Genomic DNA, 22,175 nt, shown 5'->3' on the forward strand with positions numbered 1-22,175 from the left:
GTTGCCTGGTCATTTGAGGGATGTGGTCATTTGAGCGCTCCCGCCGAGAGTCCGCTGATGATGTGGCGCTGCGCGATCGCGTAGAAGACGACGATCGGCAGCACCGCGATGAGCGAGGCGGCGAGCAGGATCTGCTGTTGCGGGGAGTCCGCGGAGACGAAGTTGGTCAGACCGCGCTGCACGGGCATCAGCGAGCTGTCGTTGAACAGCACCAGGCCCATGAGGTACTCGTTCCACACCCCCATGGCCTGGATGACGGCCACCGCGACCAGGCCCGGCTTGGCGAGCGGGAGGATGATCCGCCAGAAGGTGCCGAGCAGGGAGGCGCCGTCGATGGCGGCGGCCTCCTCCAGTTCCTTGGGCTGACTGGCGAAGAACCCGCGCATGATCAGGATGGAGATCGGCAGCCCGCCCGCGATGAGTACGAGGATGTAGCCGATGCGGGTGTTGGCGAGCCCGAGCGCGATCATGAGCTTGTACTGGGCGATGAACGACGCCGGCATCGGGATGATCATGATGACGAGGATGGCGGACACGACGGCACCGCGGCCGGGGAACTCGATGCGCGCCAGGGCGTACCCGGCCAGGCTCGCGATGACCAGGATCCCGAGGACCGCGGCCGTGGTGTAGAGGAGGCTGTTGGGCAGGTACTGACTGAATCCGCCCTCGTTCCAGGCGGTGGCGAAATTGCCCCATGCGAAGGGGTGGGGAATGGGGTCGGTTCCCTTGTACAGCTGCTTGGCGCTCTGCAGGGATCCGCTCAGCACCCACAGCACCGGCACCAGTGCCTCGAGCGCGCCCGCGATCAGCAGGGCGTACAGGGCCATGCGGGCCGCGCGCGGGCGGCTGCCGCGGCGTCGCGGGTTCGGCGTCGGCGGCGGCCCCGCCGTCTTGGGCTCCCGGGCCCGGTCGAGAAGCGTGTTCATCAACGTCCCTTCCCCGGCCGGGAGTCGGTGCTTCCGCCGAGCCTGCGGGAGACCCACAGCTGGACGCAGGCCAGGGCGATCAGGCACGCGCCGAAGATGACGGACATCGCGGCCGCGCGGCCGTACTCGTTGAACTGGAAGGCCTGTTGGTAGATGTGCAGGGTGGGGACCTCGGTATGGCCGGCGGGGCCGCCGTTGGTCAGCACCTGGACGGTGCCGAAGATCTGCAGGCCGCTGAGCAGGGTCAGCACGCTGACGATGCCGGTGACGTGGGACATGCCGGGCCAGGTGACATAGCGGAACTGGGCCAGACCGCGGGCCCCGTCCAGCGATGAGGCCTCGTACAGCTCCTTGGGCACGTCCTGCCGGCCTGCCAGGAAGAGGATGAAGCCGAATCCCCAGTGATACCAGACGAACACGGCAGCGACGGCGATCACGGCCGTCTTGGGGTCACCCAGCCAGTTGTGCTGAAGGCCGTCGAGACCGACGGCCTTCAGCATCTGGTTGACGACACCGATGTTCGGGTCGAGGAACCACGAGAACATCACCCCCACCACCACGGTGGAGAACACCCCGGGCAGGTAGAACACGGTGCGGAAGAACGCGGACCCGCGACGGGCGCGGTGCACCGCGAGGGCCATGACCATCGACACCGCGTTGGCGACGACCAGGCCGACCACGCCGTAGACGACGGCGTTCTTCATCGAGCCCCAGAACTCGGTGTCTTGCAGCACATAGCGGTAGTTGTCGAGCCCAACGAACGGCGTGTCCGGGCTCACCCCGTCCCAGGACTGGAAGCTCAGCTGGATGCCCTGCACGAACGGGACCACCGTGAACAGGCCGATCATCGCCAGCGCCGGCGCCAGGAAGAGCCAGGCCGCCGGCACGCGACTGCTACGCCTCATTACGCGCTCTTCTGCGCCGCGTCGAGGTCGCCGAGGACCTGGTCGACCGTGCGCTCCTTGAGGACGAGCGCCTGAGTGCCCTTCTGCAGGGCGGTGTTGACCTGCTCCAGGATCTGGTTCGGGACGAGCTGGTAGTCGGAGATCTTCGCGGCGATGCCCGCCAGCTGCTCGGGGATGTCGTTGTCCGACACGGCGCGCGCGGAGGGGATCAGCGGGACCCCCTTGGCCCAGGTCTGCTGCTGCTTGGCGGCGGTCAGCCACTTGAGGAACTTCAGTGCCTTGTCCGCGTTCTTGCTGCGGGGGTTGACCGCCGCGCCCTTGGCGGCGCCGCCGACCAGACGCGGGGTGAGGGTGCCGTCATCGGCCTTGGGCAGCGGGAAGGAGCGGAAGTCCGTGAAATCCGGGGCCGTGGCGCGCGCCACGCCGACGGCCGAGGTGCCGTCGAAGATGGCCGCGACGCCCTGGGTGTTGAAGAAGGCCTTCTCCACGTTGGGGTTGTCGGTGGCCCCGCTCGGCAGCGAGCCGGTGGCGATCACGCCGGCGTCCCGCAGGTCGGCCACGAGCTGCAGGGTCTTGCGCCAGGCCTCGCTCTTCCAGCTGTTCTTGCCGATGAAGGTGGCGTTCAGCTCGTCGTCGGACATGTAGTTGGACGCGTACGACTGGATCACCTGGTTGGAGAGGCTGGTGGCGAACCAGAAGGGGCCCTTCCCGGACTTCTTGATCTTCCGCATCTGGTCGATGAACTCGCTCATGGAAGCGGGCGCCTGGTCCGGATCGAGCCCCGCCGCCTTGTACATCGCGGCGTTGACGAAGATGCCGAGTGCCGGGGTCTCCCAGTGGGCGCTGTAGATACCCGGCTTCACATCCTGCGGGTTGTCCGCCACGAACGTCGTGGTCTTCAGCGTGGCGGGCCGGAAGCTGTCGCCCCAGGCGCCCTTCATCTGGTCGGTCAGGTCCATGGCCCAGCCGGCCTTGTAGTAGGGGGCCATGGAGTGGCCGTCCACCACCGAGTACATGTCCGGCATGTCGCGGGACTGCGAGCTCGACTGGAGCTTGGTCAGGAAGTCCGTCGGGCCGACGTCGTCGATCCTGATCTTCACGCCGGTTTGCTTGGTGTACTGCGCGGCCAGCGTCTTCAGCGTCGCGGCCTGGCCCCGGGACTGGTTCATGAACACGACCTCGGAGCCGCCGCCCGACGAGCTGCTCCCGCCCGACCCGCACGCGGCGAGCGTGGTGACGGCCAGCCCGCCGCCGACGGCGCCGAGGAAGCCGCGCCGGGACAGGAATGTGGCGGTGGCCGGCGAAGCCGCCTCCGCGGTGTGGTCTCGCCTCATCGCGAGTCCTCCTCCATGGGTCGGTGACGATGCTGTCGTGGGCGCCGGACGCCACACCTGAATCAGGCGAGCGGCGCGAGCATGAGGGCGGCCGAGATACGGCAGCGCCCTGGGCGCCGTACCGAAAATGTACGGCGTACATATGCGAAAGAGCTTCCTCCGCTGACTGCTGACGGTGAACGTTAGGTACGGCGATGGCGGCCGTCAACCCTTTGAGTCAGGCTTGTTTCAGCAGTAAGTTCCAGTAGATCGCCTCGATAATGTGTCGAAAAATATTTCGGTGCTACTGTCTTTCCCGGAAGGAAGTACTCTGTCCGGCACGCTCGTCAAAGGGGGAGTCATGCCATCCACTTCCAGCCGCGTGACACTGGCGCAGATCGCCGAGCACGCCGGTGTCTCGGTGGCCACCGTGTCCAAGGTCATCAACGGGCGCCCCGACGTCGCCCAGCAGACGCGCGACCTGGTGTTGGACCTGATGCGCCAGTACAACTACGGCGGCAACCGCGACGACCTGCGTGCGCACCCCACAGTCGAGCTGTTCTTCGGATTCGAGCGGCTGAGCATCTACCACACCGAGATCATCCAGAGCGTGGTGGACGCCGGGGCCCGTGAGGGCGTCGCGGTGGTCGTCGGCCGACGTGGTGAACAGGATCCGGCGGCCGACCCCGCCACCTGGGCCCGGAACCTGGCCGCCGCCGGCCGGCGCGCAGTCATCGCCGTCACGGCAAACACCCTCTCGGGCCCGATCCTCCATGCACTGAACCGGGTCCGGCTGCCGGTGGTGCTGCTCGACCCCGAGTCACTGCCCGACGGCTCGATCGTCAGCGTCGGCGCGACCAACTTCGCCGGCGGAAACGCCGCCACCACACACCTGCTCTCCCTCGGCCACCGCCGGATCGCCTACCTCGGAGGCACCGAGCACGCCTGGTCCAACCAGGCCCGGCTGCACGGCTTCCGCAGCGCGATGGAGGCGACTGGCGTGCCTGTGTTGGGCGAACTGATCCGCCACGCCGGCACCTTCCACGCCGCCGAGGGCGTCGAGTACGGTGGGCAGCTGCTGGCGGTGGATCCCGCGCCAACCGCCGTGTTCGCCGCCTCCGACGAACTGGCCGCCGGGCTCATCGAAGCCGCCCGCCTGCGCGGCCTGCGCGTACCCGACGACCTCAGCGTCGTCGGCTTCGACAACACTCCGCTGGCCCAGGTGATCTCACCCCCGCTGACCACCATCCACGGTCCCGTGCCGGAGATGGGGGCCATGGCGCTGCGTACCGCCCTGCGGCTGGCCGCCGCGGAGGACATCGACTCCCACCACGTCGAGCTGGCGACGCGGCTGGTCGTCCGGGACTCGACCCGGACGGTGCACACCAGCCGTGACCGTGACCACGAGGGCCCGCAGTAGACCGGGAGCCGTGTCACCGCCTGAACCACGTGCTGCCTCATGCCTGCTTGTCCGGAACCGGCGGGCGGCGCAGCTGACTCACTTTGAATTGGAGGCGATGGCATCGATGGCCACGCTTGCTCCGTACGACCTCACGATCGACTTCGGCGGCGACCTGTTCCCGGTCTCCGGGAGCTGCCCTCGACTGTCGTGGAAGCCCTCCGAGGGCATACCGGTGCCCGCCCACCATGAGCTGGGGATACACGTCGACGGGCACCCGCCACAGACTGTTCGTTCGGGTGACCATCTATTCGTCGACTGGCCGGTCCGCCCGCTGCGCAGCGGCGAGCGCGTGCGCTGGCGCGTCCGGACCCACTCCGACCTGGAGTTCTCACCGTGGAGCACCTGGCACTCCTTCGAAGCAGGACTCCTCGACACGGACTGGACGGCACACTGGATCACCCCCGCGGACGATCCGGAGACGGCACGGCTGGCTCCCGGGACCCGCCCCGCGCACGTCCTGCGTACCACGTTCACCGCGGCCGAGGTGGTCCGAGCCCGCCTGTACGCGACGGCTCTCGGGGTGTACGAGGCGTTCGTCAACGGCGAGCGCGCGGGCACCGCCGTACTCTCCCCCGGCTCGACCTCGTACGACCACACCGTCTACGCCCAGACCGCCGACGTCACCTCCTCACTTCTCATCGGCACCAACACCGTGGAGATCGTGCTGTCCGACGGCTGGTACCGAGGCCAGGTGGGCGCCTTCCGCAAACCGGCCGGCTGGGGTGAACTCCTGGGTGCCCGCCTGGAGTTGCATCTGGAACTCGCGGACGGGACGCGTCGGGTGGTGCGCACCGACGAGCACTGGACCTCGGCCTCAAGCTCCATCGCCCGGGCCGACCTGATGGACGGCCAGGTCACCGACCTCCTCGCTCCCCGCGGCCCCGAGCGGCCGGTCCTCGTCGACGCCGTCACGGCGCCCCCGATCGACTGGTCCCCCGCTCCGCCGGTGCGCGTCATTGAGGACCGCCCCGTCGCCTCGCTCACCCGGCTGCCGAACGGCGCCTGGATCGCCGACTTCGGGCAGAACGCCTCCGGCTGGATCGCCCTCACCGACCTCGGCCCGGCCGGTACCCGTACCGTCATCGACCACGGCGAGCACCTGGACCCGGTCACCGGCGACCTGACCACCTCCCACCTGGACATCCAGCGTCCGGGGGACCCGGTGACCGTCTTCGTTCAGCACGTCGAGGTCGTCTCCGCCGGCGCCACCGGCGAGGTCTTCGAACCTCACCACACCGTGCACGGCTTCCGCTACGCCCGTCTTCAGCGCGGCGAGGTCCCGCTGGACGCGTCGAGTCTCACCATGCGGGTGGTTCACACCGACCTGCGGCCCACCGGCACCTTCGCCTGCTCCCACCAGGACCTCAACCGCCTGCACGAGGTCGCCCGTTGGAGCTTCCGCGGCAACGCCGTCGACGTGCCCACCGACTGCCCCACCCGCGAGCGCATCGGCTGGACCGGCGATTACCAGGTCTTCCTCCCCAGCGCCACGCGTCTCTACGACGTCTGCGGGTTCAGTCACAAGTGGCTGCGCTCGGTCCGTGACGACCAGTTCGACGACGGACGCATCGCCAACTTCTCGCCGGATGGGCGGCGTGCCAAGCTCCGCGGCGATGAGCGGCTGGACATGATGACGGGCTCGGCCGGCTGGGGCGACGCCGTGGTGCTGGTGCCCTGGGAGCTGTACACGACCTACGGCGACCGCAGATTCCTCGCGGAGAACTGGGACGCGATGGTCCGCTGGGTCGAGTGGGGGCTCACCACGGCCCGCACCGCCCGCCATCCTTCCCGGGTGGCCCGCTCGGCCGAGCCGTTGCCGCACGAGGAGTTCATCTGGGACGGCTCCTTCCACTGGGGCGAATGGTGCGAGCCGACGCCGCGCGCCGCGGACGGCTCACCCGTCGAACCGGCCGAGGAAGAGCCCGAGGTCTGGATGAAGACCGACAAGGGCGAGGTCGGCACGGCATTCCTGTACCGCTCGACCAGCACCCTCGCCAAGATCGCCCGCATCCTGGGCCACGAGACCGACGCCGTCCGCTACACCCTGCTCGCGGAGCGGATCAGGGACGCCTGGCGGACCGAGTTCCTCGACCACACCGGCCGCACCACCGTCGACACCCAGGCGAGCTACGTCCGCGCCCTCGCCTACGACCTGGCGCCCGAGAAACTGCGCGACGCCGTCGCCGCACGTCTGGCCGAACTCATCCGCGCGGCCGATACGCATCTGAGCACGGGATTCCTCTCCACCGCCCACCTGCTGCCCGTCCTCACCGACACCGGCCACGCCGACCTCGCCTACCAGGTACTGCTGCAGCGCACCTACCCCTCCTGGCTCGGCATGCTCGACCGCGGCGCCACCACGATCTGGGAGGACTGGGACGGCGTCGACGACAACGGCGACGCGCACGCCTCGCTGAACCACTACAGCAAGGGCGCCGTCATCGGGTTCCTGCACACCCACACCCTTGGACTACGGCAGGCCGAGGACTCGGTGGCCTGGGAACGGTTCGTCGTCGCGCCCGTGCCCCATGCGTCGGTGCAATGGGCCCGCGGCACCTTCGACAGCCCGCGCGGCACCATCGCGGTCGAATGGCGCACCGAGGCCGACGAACTGCACATCACCGTCGATGTCCCCCCCACCTCGACCGCCACCCTCGTCTTCCCCGACGGAGAGGAGCTGACCGCGGGCCCGGGCCGGTTCACGGCGCGTCGGCCGCAGTAAGCGCGGGAGACTCCCGTTGAGCAGCAACGACCCGTTCGGCGAGAGTGTCGACCGTCGACGCGATCGGCGGACTCCTCACCCTGACGTGGCCGATCGGGCTGGGAGTCCGCTGTGCGCACTTCCGTCAGAGGCAGGACGGTTGCGCCTGTCCCTTCCAGGACGGGTCGGCCGCGGAGCCGCAGCTGCCAAGGTTCCCGCGACGCTGATCGAGCGGATCGACGCGGCCGACGTGGACTGGTCATCGACTTCTGCATCGCCTGCTCGGCCAGGAGAATTCCGCCGCTGCCCTGTCGGTCGTCCACCGTGTGGAAGGCCTTGCCGACATCGCGCTCTCGCGATCCCACGGACCACACGTCTCGACATCACATGAGCACGTAATACCCTATGGACCCGAATCCGTCCTCGGCGACGTCCTGCGCGACCAACAAGCCGAAGCCATCGTGCGCACATATCTGCCTCACCTTGATGACGAGTTGACGCACGTGCAGTTCCGACACGGAACCCTGGGACAGCTGGCCGGCTTCATCCGCGAGCTGCGAACCGACCCCGAGACCCGGGCCGCGCTCTTCGCTGAACTCGCAGCCATTCCCGAACCTGTCCCCGAAGCCGTTCCCGAGTCGGCCGAAGCGGACGTCGCGCCTTCCCCCGACTACGACTCGTCTGACGTACCCGTGGGCAGTGCCCAGCTCGTCCAGCAGGAGGCCGCCATCCGGTGGCAGACCTACGAACTGGAACTGCACGGGCCTGAACACGGGAATCCCTACGTCGACCTCACGCTTCGAGCCGACTTCCGGCTCGGGGACCGGACCGTGGCCGTGCATGGTTTCTACGACGGTCAGGGAGCGTACCGCATTCGGTTCCTGCCGGACGAGGAAGGCGACTGGGCCTTCCGCACCGCGAGCAACGCGCGGTCGATGGAGGCGATCGAGGGCGGTTTCCACTGTGGTCCGGCCCGCCCGGGCGATCACGGACCGGTGCGCGTGCACGGCGGATTCCACTTCCGGTACGCCGACGGCACCCGCTACCTTCCCGTGGGCACCACGGCGTATGCCTGGACCCACCAGGGGGACGAACTGGAGAGGCAGACCCTTCGGTCCCTTGCAGGAAGCCCCTGCAACAAGATCCGGATGAGTGTCTTCCCCAAGTCGTACCTCTACGACACCAATGAGCCGGAGCTGTATCTCTTCGAGGGTTCGCCCGAGTCCGGATGGGACTTCCACCGCCCTGAACCCGCCTACTTCCGGCACCTCGAAGAGCGGATCGTCCAGCTCGGGGAGCTCGGTGTCGAGGCCGATGTCATCCTCTTCCCCCCCCCGTACGACCGCTGGGGTTTCTCCGAGATGGACCCGGCAGCCGACGACCGCTACAACTCTTCATAGAAGTGAAGAACCAGCTCTTTGTTCCCGGCGGTCATGATGGAGCCTCCGTCTCGGTCCGGATGGCGGCCCATACCTGTGATGAGCAACGGTGTTGCGGTCGGCCGGGCATTCATGGACCAGGTTGTCTCTCGTCAGCAATCAGATCATCAGTTATCAGAGGCAAAGGCGTAAGAAGGCACTTCCATGTCAGTTGCGCACACCGGTGTGCGCGTGCGTGGCACCCACGAATGACTTGACGCATCAAGTGAAGGCGGGTTGAGTTTGACTTGACGGTTCAATTAAATGGTCATGGGTGAGGTTATGGGCGACGCGAAACCACTCTGGCTCGACACCGAGGAGCAGGCGACCTGGCTGGCGTTGACCAGTGTCCTGATCCGGCTGCCTGCCGCGCTCGATGCCCAGCTCCAGCGTGATGCCGGCATCAGTCACTTCGAGTACCAGGTGCTTGCGGGGCTCTCCATGAGCCCGGAACGGACGCTGCGGATGAGCGAGCTCGCCGATTTCGCCGTCGGCTCGCTCTCCCGGCTGTCCCACACGGTCAAGCGGCTGGAGAGGCAGGGCTGGGTCCGGCGCATGCCCGACCCGGTCGACGGCCGCTACACCCTCGCCGTGCTCACCGGCGCCGGCTGGGAGAAGGTCGTGGCCACGGCCCCTGGGCATGTCGCCGAGGTCCGCCGCCTGGTGTTCACCCCCTTGACCAAGACCCAGCAGCGGCAACTGCGCGAGACGGGCCGTCGTATCGACCACACCATCGGCCCCGACGCCCCCTGCCCGGGCGGCGGCTGACCACCCGAGAGGTTCCGATGCCCACTGTCCTCAATCCCGAGATCCCGGGTGGCGCCTACGACGCCTTCCTGCCCGCAGCCCTGGCGCGCGCCCGCGTCCAGCGCGAGTGGACCCCGGACGACGGCCCGCTGCCCGCCCTCTACCTCAGCCACGGGGCGCCCCCGACCTTCGACGACGGCCCCTGGCTGCGCCAGCTCTCCGACTGGGCGCTGTCCCTGCCCAAGCCGAAGGCGATCCTGATCGTCTCGGCGCACTGGGAGGACGCCTCCCTCGCGATATCCGGCTCAACCGCCGGTACCCCGCTGGTCTACGACTTCAGGGGCTTCCACCCGCGCTACTACCGGATGCGCTACGACACTCCCGACGCGACGGCACTGGCACACCGCGTCGCCGCCGCCATGCCCGACGCCGAACCCCTCTACCAGCACACCTCACGCGGGCTGGACCACGGCGCCTGGGTCCCGCTGATGGCCATGTACCCCACGGCCGACATCCCGGTCCTTCAGATGTCCATGCCCAGTCACGACCCCTCCCGTCTGATGGCCCTCGGCCGCCGCCTGGCGACACTGCGCGAGGAGGGCGTCCTCGTCATCGGCTCGGGCTTCATGACGCACGGACTGCCCTTCCTCACCCGAGAGATGTTCACCGAGGACGCGGTGCCCACCTGGTCCTCCGACTTCGACGCCTGGGCGGCCGACGCGCTGGCCCGCGGTGACGTTGACGAACTCGCCGCCTACGCCACCCGGGCGCCCGGGATGCCCTATGCCCATCCCACCCCCGACCACTTCCTCCCCGTCTTCATCACCCTCGGCAGCGCCACCGACCCGGAGGCACCCGCCCGCACCGCCATCGACGGCTTTGCGATGGGCTGCGCCAAACGCTCCTTCACACTGGGCTGATGGGCGCTCGTATGACCGGCCGGCGTCGAGGCGGCGCCCGGGAGGGCGCGGGCTGGTCCTGTCTGGTCGAGCACGCGCCCGACGGGCTTGCCGTCATCGACGAGGGCGGCCGCTTCGTGCAGGTGAACGAGGCCGGGGCCGCTCTCTGCGCGTGCCCGGCCGAGGCCCTCGTCGGCCGGCGGGCACCATTCGAGCTCGTGCACGGATTTACGGCCGGCCGGCTCGGTCTGTTCGACGACGACCCGGACGAACAGGTGTGCACCTGGGTCACCCCGAGCGGCGAGCGCCGTGAGTTCGCCTACCGGACGCGTTCCGTGCCGGGCCACCGGACGGTGGTGGCGTACCGGGACGTGAGCGCGGAGCACCGGCGCCGGCGCCGGGTCGTCGCCATGGCCCGTACGGCGGCGAAGCTGGCGTCGGAGGGCTCGATCACCGACATCCTGGACGCGCTCGCGCGTGAGGTCCTGCGCGCGGACATGCTGGCCGCGGTGCAGATCATGACGCTCGACGAGCCAGGGGAGAGTCTGCAGATCATGGGCACCGCCGGCTTCCCGCCGCGGAGCGACTTCTTCGCCCGGATCATGGAGTGCCGGGAGCGTGGCGCCACCCTGCACATGATGGAGGCCATCGAGCGGGGAACGCCGGTCGTGGTGCCGGACAGGGGCGGCCTCATCCGGACCGACCCGGCCTGGGAGCCCCTGCGGGAGCATCTCAGCACGCCGGAGTGGGACTGGTTCGCGAGCGTTCCGCTGCTGATCCGCGGTCGGGTCACCGGAGTGATGAACGCCTTCTTCGCCCCCGGCCAGATCGTCGGGCGGCGCACCCTGGAGTTCCTGGAGGCGATGACCGACCAGGCCGCCGTCGCCGTGGACTACGCGGCCCTGCTGCGCAACGAACGGGAATCGGCCCGGCGGGAGGAGCGTCGGCGGCTCGCCGGCGACCTGCACGACTCGGTCGTCCAGCAGGTGTTCTCCATCGCGATGCAGGCCAAGTCGATGTCGGTGCTCGGCACTCAGGCGCAGGCGGTTCCCGGCGAGAGCGTCCGGCGCATCGCCGACGAGGTCGGAACGCTGTCGAAGACGGCGCTGAGCGACCTGCGCGCGATGGTGCACGAGCTGCGTCCCCCGTCCTCCACCGAACTCGGCCTGGAAGAAGCCGTGCGCGCCTTCGTGGACAGCACGCAGAACCGTACGGGGCTGCGCTTCGCTCTCGACTTCGGACCGGGCCTGGAACAGGTCGCCGTGGAGACGGCCGAGGACGTGTACCGGATCGTGGCCGAGGCCGTCCACAACGTGGTCAAGCACGCGGAAGCCGACTCCGTGACTCTCCGGACGGGAGTCAGGGACCACACGCTGACCGTGACCGTGACGGACGACGGCAGAGGCATGCCCGAGCAGCACGCCGCCGACACCGCGCCGGGCGGTGGCTACGGACTCACCAGCATGCGGGAGCGGGCAGAGCACTGGGGCGGCACGCTGTGGATCGGCCGTCATGCGGGCACCGGGACGTCTGTCCGTGTGGTGATCCCGCTGCCTCTGTCGGTTCCGGCGGCCTCGGGCGGCCGTGCGGACCGTGCGCTGGCAGGCCCGGGCCCGGGCCTGCCACTGGGAAAGGCTCCCGGCCGATGACACAGGGATGAGGACTCACATGCGAGTGATGATCGTCGACGACCATGCGGTGGTCCGCCGCGGTATCCGCGCCTATCTGGAGGTGCTGGGCGATTTCCAGGTGGCCGCGGAGGCCGCCGACGGGCAGCAGGCCCTGGACCGGCTCCGGGAGATGGCCACGCACAGTCGGCTGCCCGACGTCGTCCTCGTCGACCTGCTGATGCCGAGGATGGACGGGGTGGCGGCGACCGCGCACATCGTCCGTGACCACCCGGACGTCAAGGTCGTGGTGCTCACCAGTTTCGGGGAGATGGAGCGCGTGCACGCCGCCCTCGCGGGCGGGGCGTCGGGCTACCTGCTCAAGGACGCCGAGCCGGACGAGGTTGTCGCCGCACTGCGCGCCGCGACGCGAGGCGACGTCTTCCTGCACCCGTCGGTGGCCCGTCGGCTGACCCAGGAGGTCGTGTCGCCGCCCACCGGACTCGGTGCCCTGACCGGCCGCGAACGGGACGTGCTCGCCCTGGTCGCTCAGGGCTGCTCGAACCAGGACATCGCCGACGCCCTCGTGATCAGCGAGCGTACGGCAAGGACGCATGTCAGCAACGTGCTGCGCAAGCTCCAGTTGACGTCCCGCACCCAGGCGGCCCTCGTCGCGGTCCGCCAGGGACTCGCCCCGCAGCAGCGCGGCGCATGAGCCCGTACGTCATTCGTCCCGCCTGGACACCGACATAGAGCCCGTGCGATCGGGACACGAGGGCGATGGCCCACGGGCGGTCGCGATCTACCGTCGGAATCGACCGCCCGGCCACGCGCCGGCGCGCAGCCCGAGCCAGGGAGCACCGCATGACAAGCCGGAGCAGGCTGGAGCCGCCGTGGACGTATGTCTTCGACGGTCCCACCAGCCGTCGGGGGCACCAGATGAACAAGCTCTTCATGTCCCTGCGGGAGACGAGGGCCCGCGAGGACTTCCTGACCGACGAGGACGCCTACTGCCGGCGGTTCGCTCTGTCGGACGACCAGACCCGAGCGGTCCTGGAGCGGGACTGGCGGGCGATGCTCGGCCTCGGGGGCAGCATCTTCTACGTCTACAAGCTCGCCATGGTGGACGGGCTGTCCATGCAGTATCTCGGCGGCGTCTTCACGGGCATGTCCGAGGCCGAGTTCAAGGCGGCGATGCTGGCCGGAGGACGTACCGATGTCTGAGGTGATCTGGGGACTGGCCACGTCGCACGTGCCGTCCATCGGGGCCGCGATGGACCGCGGCAGGACGACCGATCCCGGGTGGGCACCGCTCTTCGAGGGCTATGGGCCGGCCCGTGACTGGCTGGCCCGGCACACACCGGACGTGGCGATCCTGATCTACAACGATCACGCCAATGGCGTCGACCTCGACATCGTGCCCACCTTCGCCCTCGGCACCGCGGAGCGGTACAAGGTGGCGGACGAGGGCTTCGGGCGCCGCCCGGTGCCCGACGTCGTCGGCGCTCCCGAGTTCTCCTTCCACCTCCTGGAGCGGCTCATGGACGACGGCTTCGACCTCACCGTCTTCCAGGAACTCGACGTCGACCACGGCTTCACCGTCCCCCTGTCGGTGTGGACCCCGGAACCCGGCGACGCCTGGCCGTGTCCGGTCGTCCCTCTGCTGGTCAATGTCATCCAGTACCCCCAACCGACCGCCGCCCGGTGCTACGCCCTGGGCCGGGCGCTGGGCCGTGCCATCGCGTCGTACCGGGGGGCGGCGACGGTCGGTGTCCTCGGCACCGGTGGCATGTCCCACCAACTGGCCGGTGCCCGGGCCGGGTTCGTCAACCCCGACTTCGACCGCATGTTCTTCGACGCCATCGCCGACGACCCGGTGAAACTCGCCTCGCTCAGCCGTGAGGACTACATCCGTGAGGCCGGTTCCGAGGGCATCGAGCTGATCATGTGGCTCATCATGCGTGGCGCCCTGAACGAACGGGTCCGCACGGTGCACACCGCCTACCACGTGCCCGCCTCCAACACGGCCGCCGGCCTGGCCCTGTTCGACAACCGTGCGGACATCACGGACTGACGTGCCGGACGGCTTCAGCTGCGCCGCTGCCAGTTCCGCCCGACGGTCAGCCGGAGCAGGCGCAGTTCGCGGCCCTCGGTGATGAACACGGCGTGGTACCGGCCGAGCGCGGTGAGGACCGGCGGATCGGCGTCGAGGGACCACCTCTGGTACGCCGCCCGGCCCACCACGCCGGGGCCGTGGACGGCGACCTCGACCTCGACCTCGTGCAGCAGGTGGTAAGTGCGGCCGCCCGCGGCGAAGGCGGCCCGGTAGGCCTCTGTCAGCTCCTCGACGCCGTGGAGCTCCGCACCACCGAAGTCGACCCTCGCGTCCCGCAGTTCGGCGAGCACGCCGTCCATGTCGTGGTCGTCGACGGCGCGCAGGTAGCGCAGGAGGGAGTTGACCACGTTGTGCCGGGCGCGTACCAGACGCAGGTCCGCGGCCCGTTCGCCGTTGCTCATCGAGATGGGGAGGCAGGCGCGTGCAGAGCGGCACCGAGGTGCTGGAGCAACGCGGTGAGGTCCTCGGCGTCGGCGGCGGTGCCGTAGACGTAGAAGTCGGGGCGGATCAGAGCGGCGACCGCGTGGAACTGGCCCAGCCACGCCGTGTAGGTGCCGGTGATGTCCACGACCCGCCCCGCACCGGGCTCGGCGTCCAGGGTGACGATCTTCCAGTCGAGGTCGGACAGCAGTGCGGTGTCCTGCGGGCGCAGCCCCTCGCGCAGGTGAGGGGCTGCCAGCAGCAGCGCGCCGCCGGGGCCGACGATGTCGTCGAACAGCCCGCGCCGGGTTCCGTCGTCCAACTCGGCCTGGACGGACAGCAGGCCGCCGCCGGCGTCGTCACGGCGCAGGCCGGCCCCCAGACGCGGCAGCGGTCGCGGTGGCTGCTCGACACCGGCCGCGAGGTCGGCCTGCATCGCCCTGTCCCGCTCCGCCGCGGCGGCCGGGTCGGCAAGGCAGATGACTTCCCCCAACTCCATCGAGGACTGGATGAAGTGACGGACGTGTTCGGCGCGTTCGGGCCCGTAGCTGTCGAGGATGCCGTCGTCGGCGCGCCCGTCGAGGACCAGTTCCAGCTTCCAGGCGAGGTTGACGGCGTCGCGCAGACCGCTGCACATGCCCTGGCCGGCGAACGGCGGCATGAGATGTGCGGCGTCACCGGCGAGCAGCAGTCGCCCCTTGCGCCAGGTGTCGCACCAGCGGGCCTGGAAGGTGTAGACGGCGTGCCGTTCGAGCGTGGCGGTCTGTGGAGTGATGCCCCACGGCTTGAGCAGCCGCCATGTGGTCTCCTCGTCGTTGAGTTCGTCGGCCGTCTCGCTCGGCAGACGCATGAACTCGAACCGCCGTCTTCCGGGGCCGCCCGGCACCAGGGTGGTGGGCCGCTGGGGGTCGCACAGCTGCCAGGCAGCGGGGGAGAAGTCGAAGTCCTCCAGCGGGGCGAGCATCAGCAGGTCCACGACCAGCCAGTCGTGGAAGTAGCCGAGGTCGGTCAGGGCGGAGCCGATCCACGACCGGACGAGACTGTTCGCCCCGTCGGTGCCGACGACGTAGCGGGCGGTGACCGTGCGCCGCTCGTCGGCCGCCGACCGCAGTTCCACGCGGACGCCGTCGTCCTGCTCGACGTGGGTCTCGGCCTCCCAGCCACGCAACACCGTGACCGTTTCCAGGAGTTCGACCCGCGCGTCGAGGAGCGCCTCCAGAGCCGGCTGGTGGAAGAAGTGGCTGACGTGCCAGCCCGACGGCCCGAGGCCGCGCCAGTCCATGCGCAGCAGCGGCCGCCGGTCGGCGGCCCGCCATTCGTAGAACTCCCGGTACGGGGTGACGACGTCGGTGATGGTGTCCGGCGGGATCCCGACCGACTGGAGAATGCGTCCGACCTCGTCGTCGAAGTGCACCGCCCGGGGCAACGGGTACGCCTGGGGTTGCCGTTCGATCGCCACGACCCGCTTGCCACGCCGGCCCAGCAGCAGGGCGAGCAGCCGGCCCACGGGGCCGTAGCCGATCACCGCCACGTCGGCGTGCAGCCGCTCGTCCGCCACTTCGTCCGTCCCCGTCATCATGTGTTCCTCATGTCCGTGACTCGCGCCATGTCAAGGACAGTAGGAACGGGCGCACGGCGTACCGAGACGCTTCGCGCACGGCCGCGGCCGGTTCGCGCATTCCCTTCGCACCGACGACCGGGTCATGGGATTCCTGTCGCGTCCGTGACGTGGACCGTGGACGGGAGAAGGGGTACACAGCAGGCAGCCGCGGCGCCGTCCGGAGCTGATCACGTCGACCCGCGGGGCAGCGAAGAGGTGGCACATGAACGGTGAGCAGGGCCGACCGTCCCGTCCCGCCGGACCCGACCTGCCTGTCCAGGCATTCCGCGACGCGCCGAACGAGGTCACCGTCTCCGACTTCGGCCTGTTCCGGGACACTCTGAACCGGCACTTCTACCCGGCGCGCATCGAGGTGCTCCAGCGTCGGCCGGCGGCGGCGCAGCCACGGATCAGCGCGGTTCACCTCGCGCTCACCACCATTGGCTACGTCCGGCCGGGGACAACGGTCAGCGTCGACCCCGGCGAGTTGCCCTCGTACCACGTGAACATCGCCCTGGCCGGCCAGGTCGTCTCCCGGTGCGGCGACCAGGAGGCCGTGGCCTCGCCCCGGGTGGCGACGGTCTTCAGCCCCGGCCTGCACACCTCGCTGCCTCGGTGGGACGCGGACGCCACCCAGTTGTCCATCAAGATCACCCGCAACCGGGTCGAGGAGGAGCTGTCCGCCCTGCTGGGCCGGCCGGTCGTCAAGCCCATCGACTTCCACCTGGCGTTTCCCGTCGACGACGGCCCGGGGCACCGGTGGATGGCGATCCTGTCCGCCCTGCTGCGGTCGGTCGACGTCCCCGGCGGCCCCGTGTACGGGCACCACCAGGAACTCCTGGAACGCAGCCTGGTCACCGGCCTGTTGCTCTCCCAGCCGCACTCCTACACCGAACAACTGCTGACCGGCCCGCCGCGTTCCGCACCACGTGGTGCGCTGGACCGGGTCGTCGAGGAGATAGAGCGGGCGCCCGACCGCGGCTACACGGTGGCCGACCTGGCCCGGTTGTCCGGGATGAGCGCGCGCAGTCTGCAGTACGCCTTCCGAGACCGGTATCAGATCAGCCCGATGCAGTTCGTGCGCCGGGTACGGCTCGACCGCGCACATGACGATCTCGCGCAGGGCGTAGGCTCCGTCGCCGATGTCGCCGCGTACTGGGGGTTCAACAATCCCAGCCGTTTCGCGCGCGCCTACCGCGACCGGTTCGGTGAGTTCCCCGCCGTCACCCTTGGTGCCGCCCGGGGCCGCGAGCGGCGTTGAGGGTGTCCGACGCCGTCAGCGGGGCCCGGCCTTGCGCGGATCGGCCGCGCGGCTTGCGCGAAGCGGCTGCCCCCGACCCCTGCCTCCCGTGCACGGTGATGCCGACAGCCGTCCGCGTCACACAGGGAGATGCCTCCGTGAGCGCCGCATCACCGTCCGCAGGTCCATTGAGCGGGCTTGTCGTGGCCGACTTCTCCAGGGTGCTGGCCGGCCCGTACGCCACCATGCTGCTCGCCGACCTGGGCGCCGAGGTGATCAAGGTGGAGGGACCTGGAGGGGACGACACCCGCAGCTGGGTCCCCCCGACGCGCGATGGGGTCGCCACCTACTACCTGGCCGTCAACCGGAACAAGCGATCGATCACCCTGGACCTGAAGGACTCCGGCGACCTCGCCCTCGCGCACGAACTGTCGGCACGGGCCGATGTGTTCATCCAGAACTTCAAGCCCGGCGGTCTGACACGCTACGGGCTTGACCACGACACCGTCCGAGGCCGCAACGAGACGGTCATCTACTGCTCGATCAGCGGCTTCGGCACCGGCGCCGGGGCGAAGCTGCCCGGCTACGACCTGCTGGTGCAGGGGATGTCCGGACTGATGAGTCTGACCGGCGCACCGGACGGGCCACCGTTCCGGGCCGGCATCTCCGTCTTCGACGTCATGACCGGCCTGCACTCGGCCATCGGCATCCTCTCCGCGCTGCACCACCGCGACCTGACCGGCGAGGGCCAGCACGTGGAGACCGATCTCCTGTCCACGGCGCTCTCCGCACTGGTCAACCAGACCTCCGCCTATGTCGCCGGAGACGTCGTCCCCACCCGGATGGGCAACGCGCATCTGAGCCTGTTCCCCTACGAGCCGCTGCGCACCGGCGACGGCGAGCTGATCGTCGTGGCCGGCAACGACGTGCCAGTTCCGCAAGCTGGCGGTGGCGATCGGCCGCCCGCACCTCGCCGACGACCCACGCTTCGACACCGTCGGCAAGCGCAACGACCACCGCGAGGAACTGCGCCCCCTGCTGCTGGAGGCGCTGTCGACGAAGAGCGCACAGGACTGGTTCGGCATCCTCACCGGAGCCGGGCTGCCCTGCGGGCCGATCAACACCGTCGCCGGTGGTGTCCGGCTCGCCGAGGACCTGGGCCTGGACCCCGTTGTCACGTCCGGCGACGGCGCCGTCCCGACAGTCCGCAATCCCATCCGGCTGTCCAGGACACCGCCGACCTACCGGCTCCCCCCGCCCGCACTCGACGAGCACGGCACCGACGTCCGTGCCTGGCTCACCGCTCCACGGGAGGACGACCGTGACCGATGAGACCGACGACCGGGACCTGATCGAACCCCCGGCGTATCCGACCGCACTCGGCGCCTCCACCCCCACGACGATCACCCTGCTCGGGACCGACCTGGCCCGGGACGTGATGGGCGAGATCGGCTTCGGCGAGCTGGCGTTCTGGCTGGCCGCCCAGCGGCGGCCCACTCCGGGGGAGACCCGGGTGTTCGAGGCGGTGCTCGCGGCGCTGGCCGACCACGGCTTCACCCCGACGGCGATCGTCACCCGGCTGACCTACCTGTCCGCCCCGGACTCCGTGCAGGGCGCCCTCGCCGCCGGGCTCCTAGGCGGCGGCTCCCGCTTCCTCGGGGTCACGGAGGACTGCGGCCGGTTCCTCCACGAAGTCCTCACCGGGGCGGACGGCCCGCTGCCCGCCGACGACGCCGGCTGGGACGCCGTCGCCCTGGAGACCGTACGGGCACAGCGCGCGGCCCGCCGGTTCGTCCCCGGCCTGGGACACCACGTGCACAAGGAAGGCGACCCCCGCACCCCGCGGCTGCTGCGGATCGCCGCCGAGGAAGAGCTGCTCGGACCGCATCTGTCCCTGTTCGCCGCGATCGGCCGGGTCCACCCGCGGGTGCTGGGCCGGAAGCTGCCGCTCAACGGCGCCGGCGTCTGCGGCGCGGCCCTGGCCGACCTCGGACTGCCCCTGGAACTGCTGCGCGGCTTCGCGCTGCTGGCCCGCACCGCCGGGCTGATCGGGCAACTGGCGGAGGAACTGCGCCACCCGGTGGCGAACGAGGTCTTCCTCTCGGTGGACCTCAACAACCGGCCCGTCGCCCCGGACCCGTATCGGCCGGACCCCCTTGCCTCCCACGACACCGACGGAGGTCGTCATGGCTGAACTGGCCGCGGTCATCGCGTCCACCCACCACCCTTTCTACTACCGCACCAGCACCGCCACCGGCGAGGACCGCCCGGCGTTCGCCGACGAGTGGGTGGCAAAGATCGAGCGCTTCCGCGCGACCCTGACGGCCGCGGAACCCGACGTCCTGGTGATGATCGGCAGCGACCACTTCCATCAGCTGTGGCTGGACAACATGCCGCAGTTCCTGATCGGCAAGGCGCCGTCGTTCGACGCCAACTGGTACAACGAGGAACGCGAGTTCGGCCTGCCCAGGATGCTGCTCAAGGGCGAGGAGGACCTCGCCGCGCACCTGCTGCGCGACGGCCTGGACCGCGACTTCGACCTGGCTTTCTCCAACGAGCTGCGCATCGACCACAGCATCACGTGCCCGATCATCACGCTGCGCCCCGAGGCCGACCTGCCGATCGTGCCCGTCTACACCAACATCTTCGCACCGCCGCTGCCGCAACCGCGCCGTTTCGTCCAACTGGGCCGGGCCATCCGGGAGATGGTCGAGTCCTGGGAGAGCGACAAGAGGGTCGCCGTCATCGGCACCGGGCATCTGTCGCTGGAGCTGGGCGGTCCGCGCCAGTTCGGTGAGCACGGACCCGACCCGGAGTTCGACCGCAGGGCGGTGGAGTGGATCGCCTCGGGCGACATCGAGGGCTGCCTGGCCGAGGTGACCCTCGACAGCCTGCACGCCCCGGGCAACGCCACTCACGGGTTCATGGACTTCATGCTGATGATGGGCGTGGCGGGCGAGGGGACGAAGGCCGACCACGTCGACACCCTCGACCTGTTCCACACCATGGAGGCGTACTTCACCTGGTATCCCGGCGGCACGCCGCGCACGGCGGAGGTGACCCGGTGAGCAAGTACCTCCTGAACAAGTTCCTCTACACCGTCGACCGCGACCCCGAACTGGTCGAGCGCTACCGCACCACTCCCGACAACACCGTCGCGTGGTGGGAGGCCGAGACGGCCGGAAAGCTGCTCAACTGCACCGACGCCGAGCGGACCACCTGGCTGTCCTTCACCGAGGACGAGCGCGACGCGCTGCGCCGCCACGACCATGTCGCCCTCTTCGAGCTGGGCGCCCATCCGTTCCTCACGCTCACCCTCTTCATCGCCCTGTTCGAACGCGACCACGGCCCCCTGGAGTACCAGCGGGCCTACGCCGAGCGCATGGGGCACATCCGGTTGCCGTACCCCGACATCACGACATGAGCAGACCGAGCGGCCCTCGGTGCTGAGGGCCTTCCCCGAAGGACACCGCCTGTGAAAGCAGACCCCGCCCCCCTGCGCGCACCCGCCACAACCCCGGCGACGGGCTGGGCACTGTCCGTGGGCCGGCTCGGCGCCGTCGTGGGGCCCTCGCTCGGCGGCCGGATCCTGGCTTCCGGACTCGATCTGAAATGGAGCTTCTACATCTTCGCCGCCATCGGCGCGCTCGCAGCGCTGGCCGCCGTCCGCGTCCCGCCTGGCGGCGGCCGCCCACGGACCCGGTCGCACGTCCCGCCCGCGGTCCTCCTCCGTCCCGATTCCGCCGTCTGACCCTCCTGACCCCCACGGCGGCGCCCGGCCCTGTGAGCGGCCCGGGCCTTCGCCGCCTCACGAAAGGCAACCGGAACCAGCATGCGCAAGATCGCTCTCGAAGAGCACTTCACCACCGCCGCCATGGAGCACTACAGCCTGCCAGGTGCTGCCCTGTTCGCACCTGACTACTGGCAGAGCTCGCTGCGGTTGCTACTCGACTTCACCGAGGTCCGGCTGCCCCAGATGGACCAGTACGGCATCGACGTCGAGGTGCTCTCGCTCGTCTCCCCGGGTGTCCAGGCGGAGAAGGACACCGCCACGGCGGTGCGCAACGCGGCCCTCACCAACGACTTCCTCGCCGAGATCGTGGCCAGGCATCCAGGACGATTCGCGGGATTCGCCGCCCTGCCCCTGCAGGACCCGGAGGCGGCCGTGTCCGAACTGGACCGCGCGGTCAATGAGCTGGGCCTGCGCGGCGCGCTCGTCAACGGCCACACGCACGGCGAGTACCTGGACGCGGAGAAGTTCTTCCCCCTGTGGGAACGGGCCGAAGCTCTCGGTGTCCCCCTCTATCTGCACCCGGCCAACTCCTTCGACACCTGGCACAACCTGCGCGGTCACGAGGAGCTCATCGGCCCGATCTGGAGCTGGGGTGTGGAGACCGCCACACACGCCCTGCGCATCGTCTTCTCCGGCGTCTTCGACCGCTTCCCCGACGCCACACTGATCCTCGGGCACATGGGCGAGAGCCTGCCCGGCATGCTCTGGCGGCTCGACACCCGCTGGCGGTTCGCCGACCGCCGCGGGATCAAGCTCGGCAAGAAGCGGCCCTCGGACTACATCCGCGAGAACATCATGATCACCACGAGCGGGGTGTGTGCGCAGGCGCCCCTGCTGGGCAGCATGCTCGCCCTGGGCGCGGACCGCATCATGTTCTCCACGGACTACCCCATGGAGGAGAACGACGAGGCCGTCGCCTTCATCGAGAACGCCCCGATCAGCGAGGCCGACCGGGCGAAGATCTGTCACCTGAACGCGGAGCGCCTGCTGAAACTCTGACCGTGCCCGCCGAGGCCCCGGAACCGGCG

At 69.6% G+C, this 22,175-nt stretch carries 20 protein-coding genes and 1 pseudogene; 16 read left to right on the forward strand and 5 right to left on the reverse strand.

Features of this window, described 5'->3' with window-relative positions; all coding sequences use genetic code 11:
• Positions 1 to 26: 26 nt before the first annotated feature.
• Genes ACIPSJ_RS40215 through ACIPSJ_RS40225 form a run of 3 tightly spaced genes read right to left on the reverse strand, consistent with a single transcriptional unit; the run spans position 27 to position 3,165 of the window.
• Complete coding sequence (locus ACIPSJ_RS40215) at positions 27 to 926, reverse strand: carbohydrate ABC transporter permease (RefSeq protein WP_401353295.1); 900 nt, start codon at positions 924 to 926, stop codon at positions 27 to 29.
• On the reverse strand, positions 926 to 1,831 hold the full coding sequence (locus ACIPSJ_RS40220) for a carbohydrate ABC transporter permease (RefSeq protein WP_401353297.1): 906 nt from the start codon (positions 1,829 to 1,831) through the stop codon (positions 926 to 928). The genes ACIPSJ_RS40215 and ACIPSJ_RS40220 overlap by 1 nt, the downstream gene beginning before the upstream one ends.
• Positions 1,831 to 3,165, reverse strand: coding sequence for an ABC transporter substrate-binding protein (locus ACIPSJ_RS40225; RefSeq protein ID WP_401353299.1), 1,335 nt, complete (start codon positions 3,163 to 3,165; stop codon positions 1,831 to 1,833). The genes ACIPSJ_RS40220 and ACIPSJ_RS40225 overlap by 1 nt, the downstream gene beginning before the upstream one ends.
• A 340-nt stretch (positions 3,166 to 3,505) precedes the next feature.
• Between ACIPSJ_RS40225 and ACIPSJ_RS40230 the strand changes: the two genes are divergently transcribed.
• The 9 genes from ACIPSJ_RS40230 (at position 3,506) to ACIPSJ_RS40270 (ending at position 14,052) form a co-directional block, all read left to right on the forward strand.
• Positions 3,506 to 4,564, forward strand: a complete 1,059-nt coding sequence (locus tag ACIPSJ_RS40230; protein WP_401353301.1) for a LacI family DNA-binding transcriptional regulator — start codon at positions 3,506 to 3,508, stop codon at positions 4,562 to 4,564.
• A gap of 106 nt (positions 4,565 to 4,670) precedes the next feature.
• Entirely contained in the window at positions 4,671 to 7,328 is a 2,658-nt protein-coding gene (locus ACIPSJ_RS40235) for a family 78 glycoside hydrolase catalytic domain (protein ID WP_401353303.1), read from the forward strand.
• A 305-nt stretch (positions 7,329 to 7,633) separates the two neighbouring features.
• Positions 7,634 to 8,707: a DUF5060 domain-containing protein gene (locus ACIPSJ_RS40240; RefSeq protein WP_401353305.1), complete on the forward strand. Its 1,074-nt coding sequence runs from the start codon at positions 7,634 to 7,636 to the stop codon at positions 8,705 to 8,707.
• Positions 8,708 to 8,995: 288 nt separating this feature from the next.
• Entirely contained in the window at positions 8,996 to 9,493 is a 498-nt protein-coding gene (locus tag ACIPSJ_RS40245; protein WP_401353307.1) for a MarR family winged helix-turn-helix transcriptional regulator, read from the forward strand.
• Positions 9,494 to 9,510: 17 nt separating this feature from the next.
• Positions 9,511 to 10,392, forward strand: coding sequence for a dioxygenase (locus ACIPSJ_RS40250; RefSeq protein ID WP_401353309.1), 882 nt, complete (start codon positions 9,511 to 9,513; stop codon positions 10,390 to 10,392).
• Complete coding sequence (locus tag ACIPSJ_RS40255) at positions 10,392 to 12,020, forward strand: ATP-binding protein (protein ID WP_401353311.1); 1,629 nt, start codon at positions 10,392 to 10,394, stop codon at positions 12,018 to 12,020. The genes ACIPSJ_RS40250 and ACIPSJ_RS40255 overlap by 1 nt, the downstream gene beginning before the upstream one ends.
• 19 nt (positions 12,021 to 12,039) lie before the next feature.
• Complete coding sequence (locus ACIPSJ_RS40260) at positions 12,040 to 12,693, forward strand: response regulator (RefSeq protein ID WP_401353313.1); 654 nt, start codon at positions 12,040 to 12,042, stop codon at positions 12,691 to 12,693.
• A 149-nt stretch (positions 12,694 to 12,842) separates the two neighbouring features.
• Positions 12,843 to 13,202 (forward strand): protocatechuate 3,4-dioxygenase, encoded by a 360-nt coding sequence (locus tag ACIPSJ_RS40265; protein WP_401353315.1) that lies wholly within the window; start codon positions 12,843 to 12,845, stop codon positions 13,200 to 13,202.
• Positions 13,195 to 14,052 (forward strand): class III extradiol dioxygenase subunit beta, encoded by an 858-nt coding sequence (locus ACIPSJ_RS40270; protein WP_401353317.1) that lies wholly within the window; start codon positions 13,195 to 13,197, stop codon positions 14,050 to 14,052. The genes ACIPSJ_RS40265 and ACIPSJ_RS40270 overlap by 8 nt, the downstream gene beginning before the upstream one ends.
• Before the next feature lie 14 nt (positions 14,053 to 14,066).
• Here ACIPSJ_RS40270 and ACIPSJ_RS40275 read toward each other — a convergent pair whose 3' ends face one another.
• The gene (locus tag ACIPSJ_RS40275) at positions 14,067 to 14,495 is read right to left on the reverse strand and encodes a nuclear transport factor 2 family protein (protein WP_401353319.1); all 429 of its coding nucleotides are present in this window, start codon (positions 14,493 to 14,495) and stop codon (positions 14,067 to 14,069) included.
• Positions 14,492 to 16,093: a bifunctional 3-(3-hydroxy-phenyl)propionate/3-hydroxycinnamic acid hydroxylase gene (locus tag ACIPSJ_RS40280; protein WP_401353321.1), complete on the reverse strand. Its 1,602-nt coding sequence runs from the start codon at positions 16,091 to 16,093 to the stop codon at positions 14,492 to 14,494. The genes ACIPSJ_RS40275 and ACIPSJ_RS40280 overlap by 4 nt, the downstream gene beginning before the upstream one ends.
• A 244-nt stretch (positions 16,094 to 16,337) precedes the next feature.
• On the opposite strand from ACIPSJ_RS40280, the gene ACIPSJ_RS40285 reads away from it, so the two are divergent.
• The 7 genes and pseudogenes from ACIPSJ_RS40285 (at position 16,338) to ACIPSJ_RS40315 (ending at position 22,146) form a co-directional block, all read left to right on the forward strand.
• Positions 16,338 to 17,375, forward strand: coding sequence for an AraC family transcriptional regulator (locus ACIPSJ_RS40285; RefSeq protein WP_401353323.1), 1,038 nt, complete (start codon positions 16,338 to 16,340; stop codon positions 17,373 to 17,375).
• Positions 17,376 to 17,473: 98 nt separating this feature from the next.
• Positions 17,474 to 18,686 (forward strand): annotated as a pseudogene (locus ACIPSJ_RS40290) (CaiB/BaiF CoA transferase family protein).
• Positions 18,676 to 19,548 (forward strand): citryl-CoA lyase, encoded by an 873-nt coding sequence (locus tag ACIPSJ_RS40295; RefSeq protein ID WP_401353325.1) that lies wholly within the window; start codon positions 18,676 to 18,678, stop codon positions 19,546 to 19,548. Before ACIPSJ_RS40290 ends, ACIPSJ_RS40295 begins: the two are co-directional and overlap by 11 nt.
• Positions 19,541 to 20,422: an extradiol ring-cleavage dioxygenase gene (locus tag ACIPSJ_RS40300; RefSeq protein ID WP_401353327.1), complete on the forward strand. Its 882-nt coding sequence runs from the start codon at positions 19,541 to 19,543 to the stop codon at positions 20,420 to 20,422. The genes ACIPSJ_RS40295 and ACIPSJ_RS40300 overlap by 8 nt, the downstream gene beginning before the upstream one ends.
• A complete protein-coding gene (locus ACIPSJ_RS40305) occupies positions 20,419 to 20,778 on the forward strand; it encodes a hypothetical protein (RefSeq protein WP_401353329.1) in 360 nt (119 codons plus the stop codon). The genes ACIPSJ_RS40300 and ACIPSJ_RS40305 overlap by 4 nt, the downstream gene beginning before the upstream one ends.
• Positions 20,779 to 20,829: 51 nt before the next feature.
• Complete coding sequence (locus ACIPSJ_RS40310; protein WP_401353331.1) at positions 20,830 to 21,105, forward strand: hypothetical protein; 276 nt, start codon at positions 20,830 to 20,832, stop codon at positions 21,103 to 21,105.
• Positions 21,106 to 21,186: 81 nt separating this feature from the next.
• Complete coding sequence (locus ACIPSJ_RS40315) at positions 21,187 to 22,146, forward strand: amidohydrolase family protein (protein ID WP_401353333.1); 960 nt, start codon at positions 21,187 to 21,189, stop codon at positions 22,144 to 22,146.
• The last annotated feature ends 29 nt before the right edge of the window (positions 22,147 to 22,175 follow it).

Source organism: Streptomyces sp. NPDC090088 (assembly GCF_044747345.1).
Classification (GTDB): domain Bacteria; phylum Actinomycetota; class Actinomycetes; order Streptomycetales; family Streptomycetaceae; genus Streptomyces.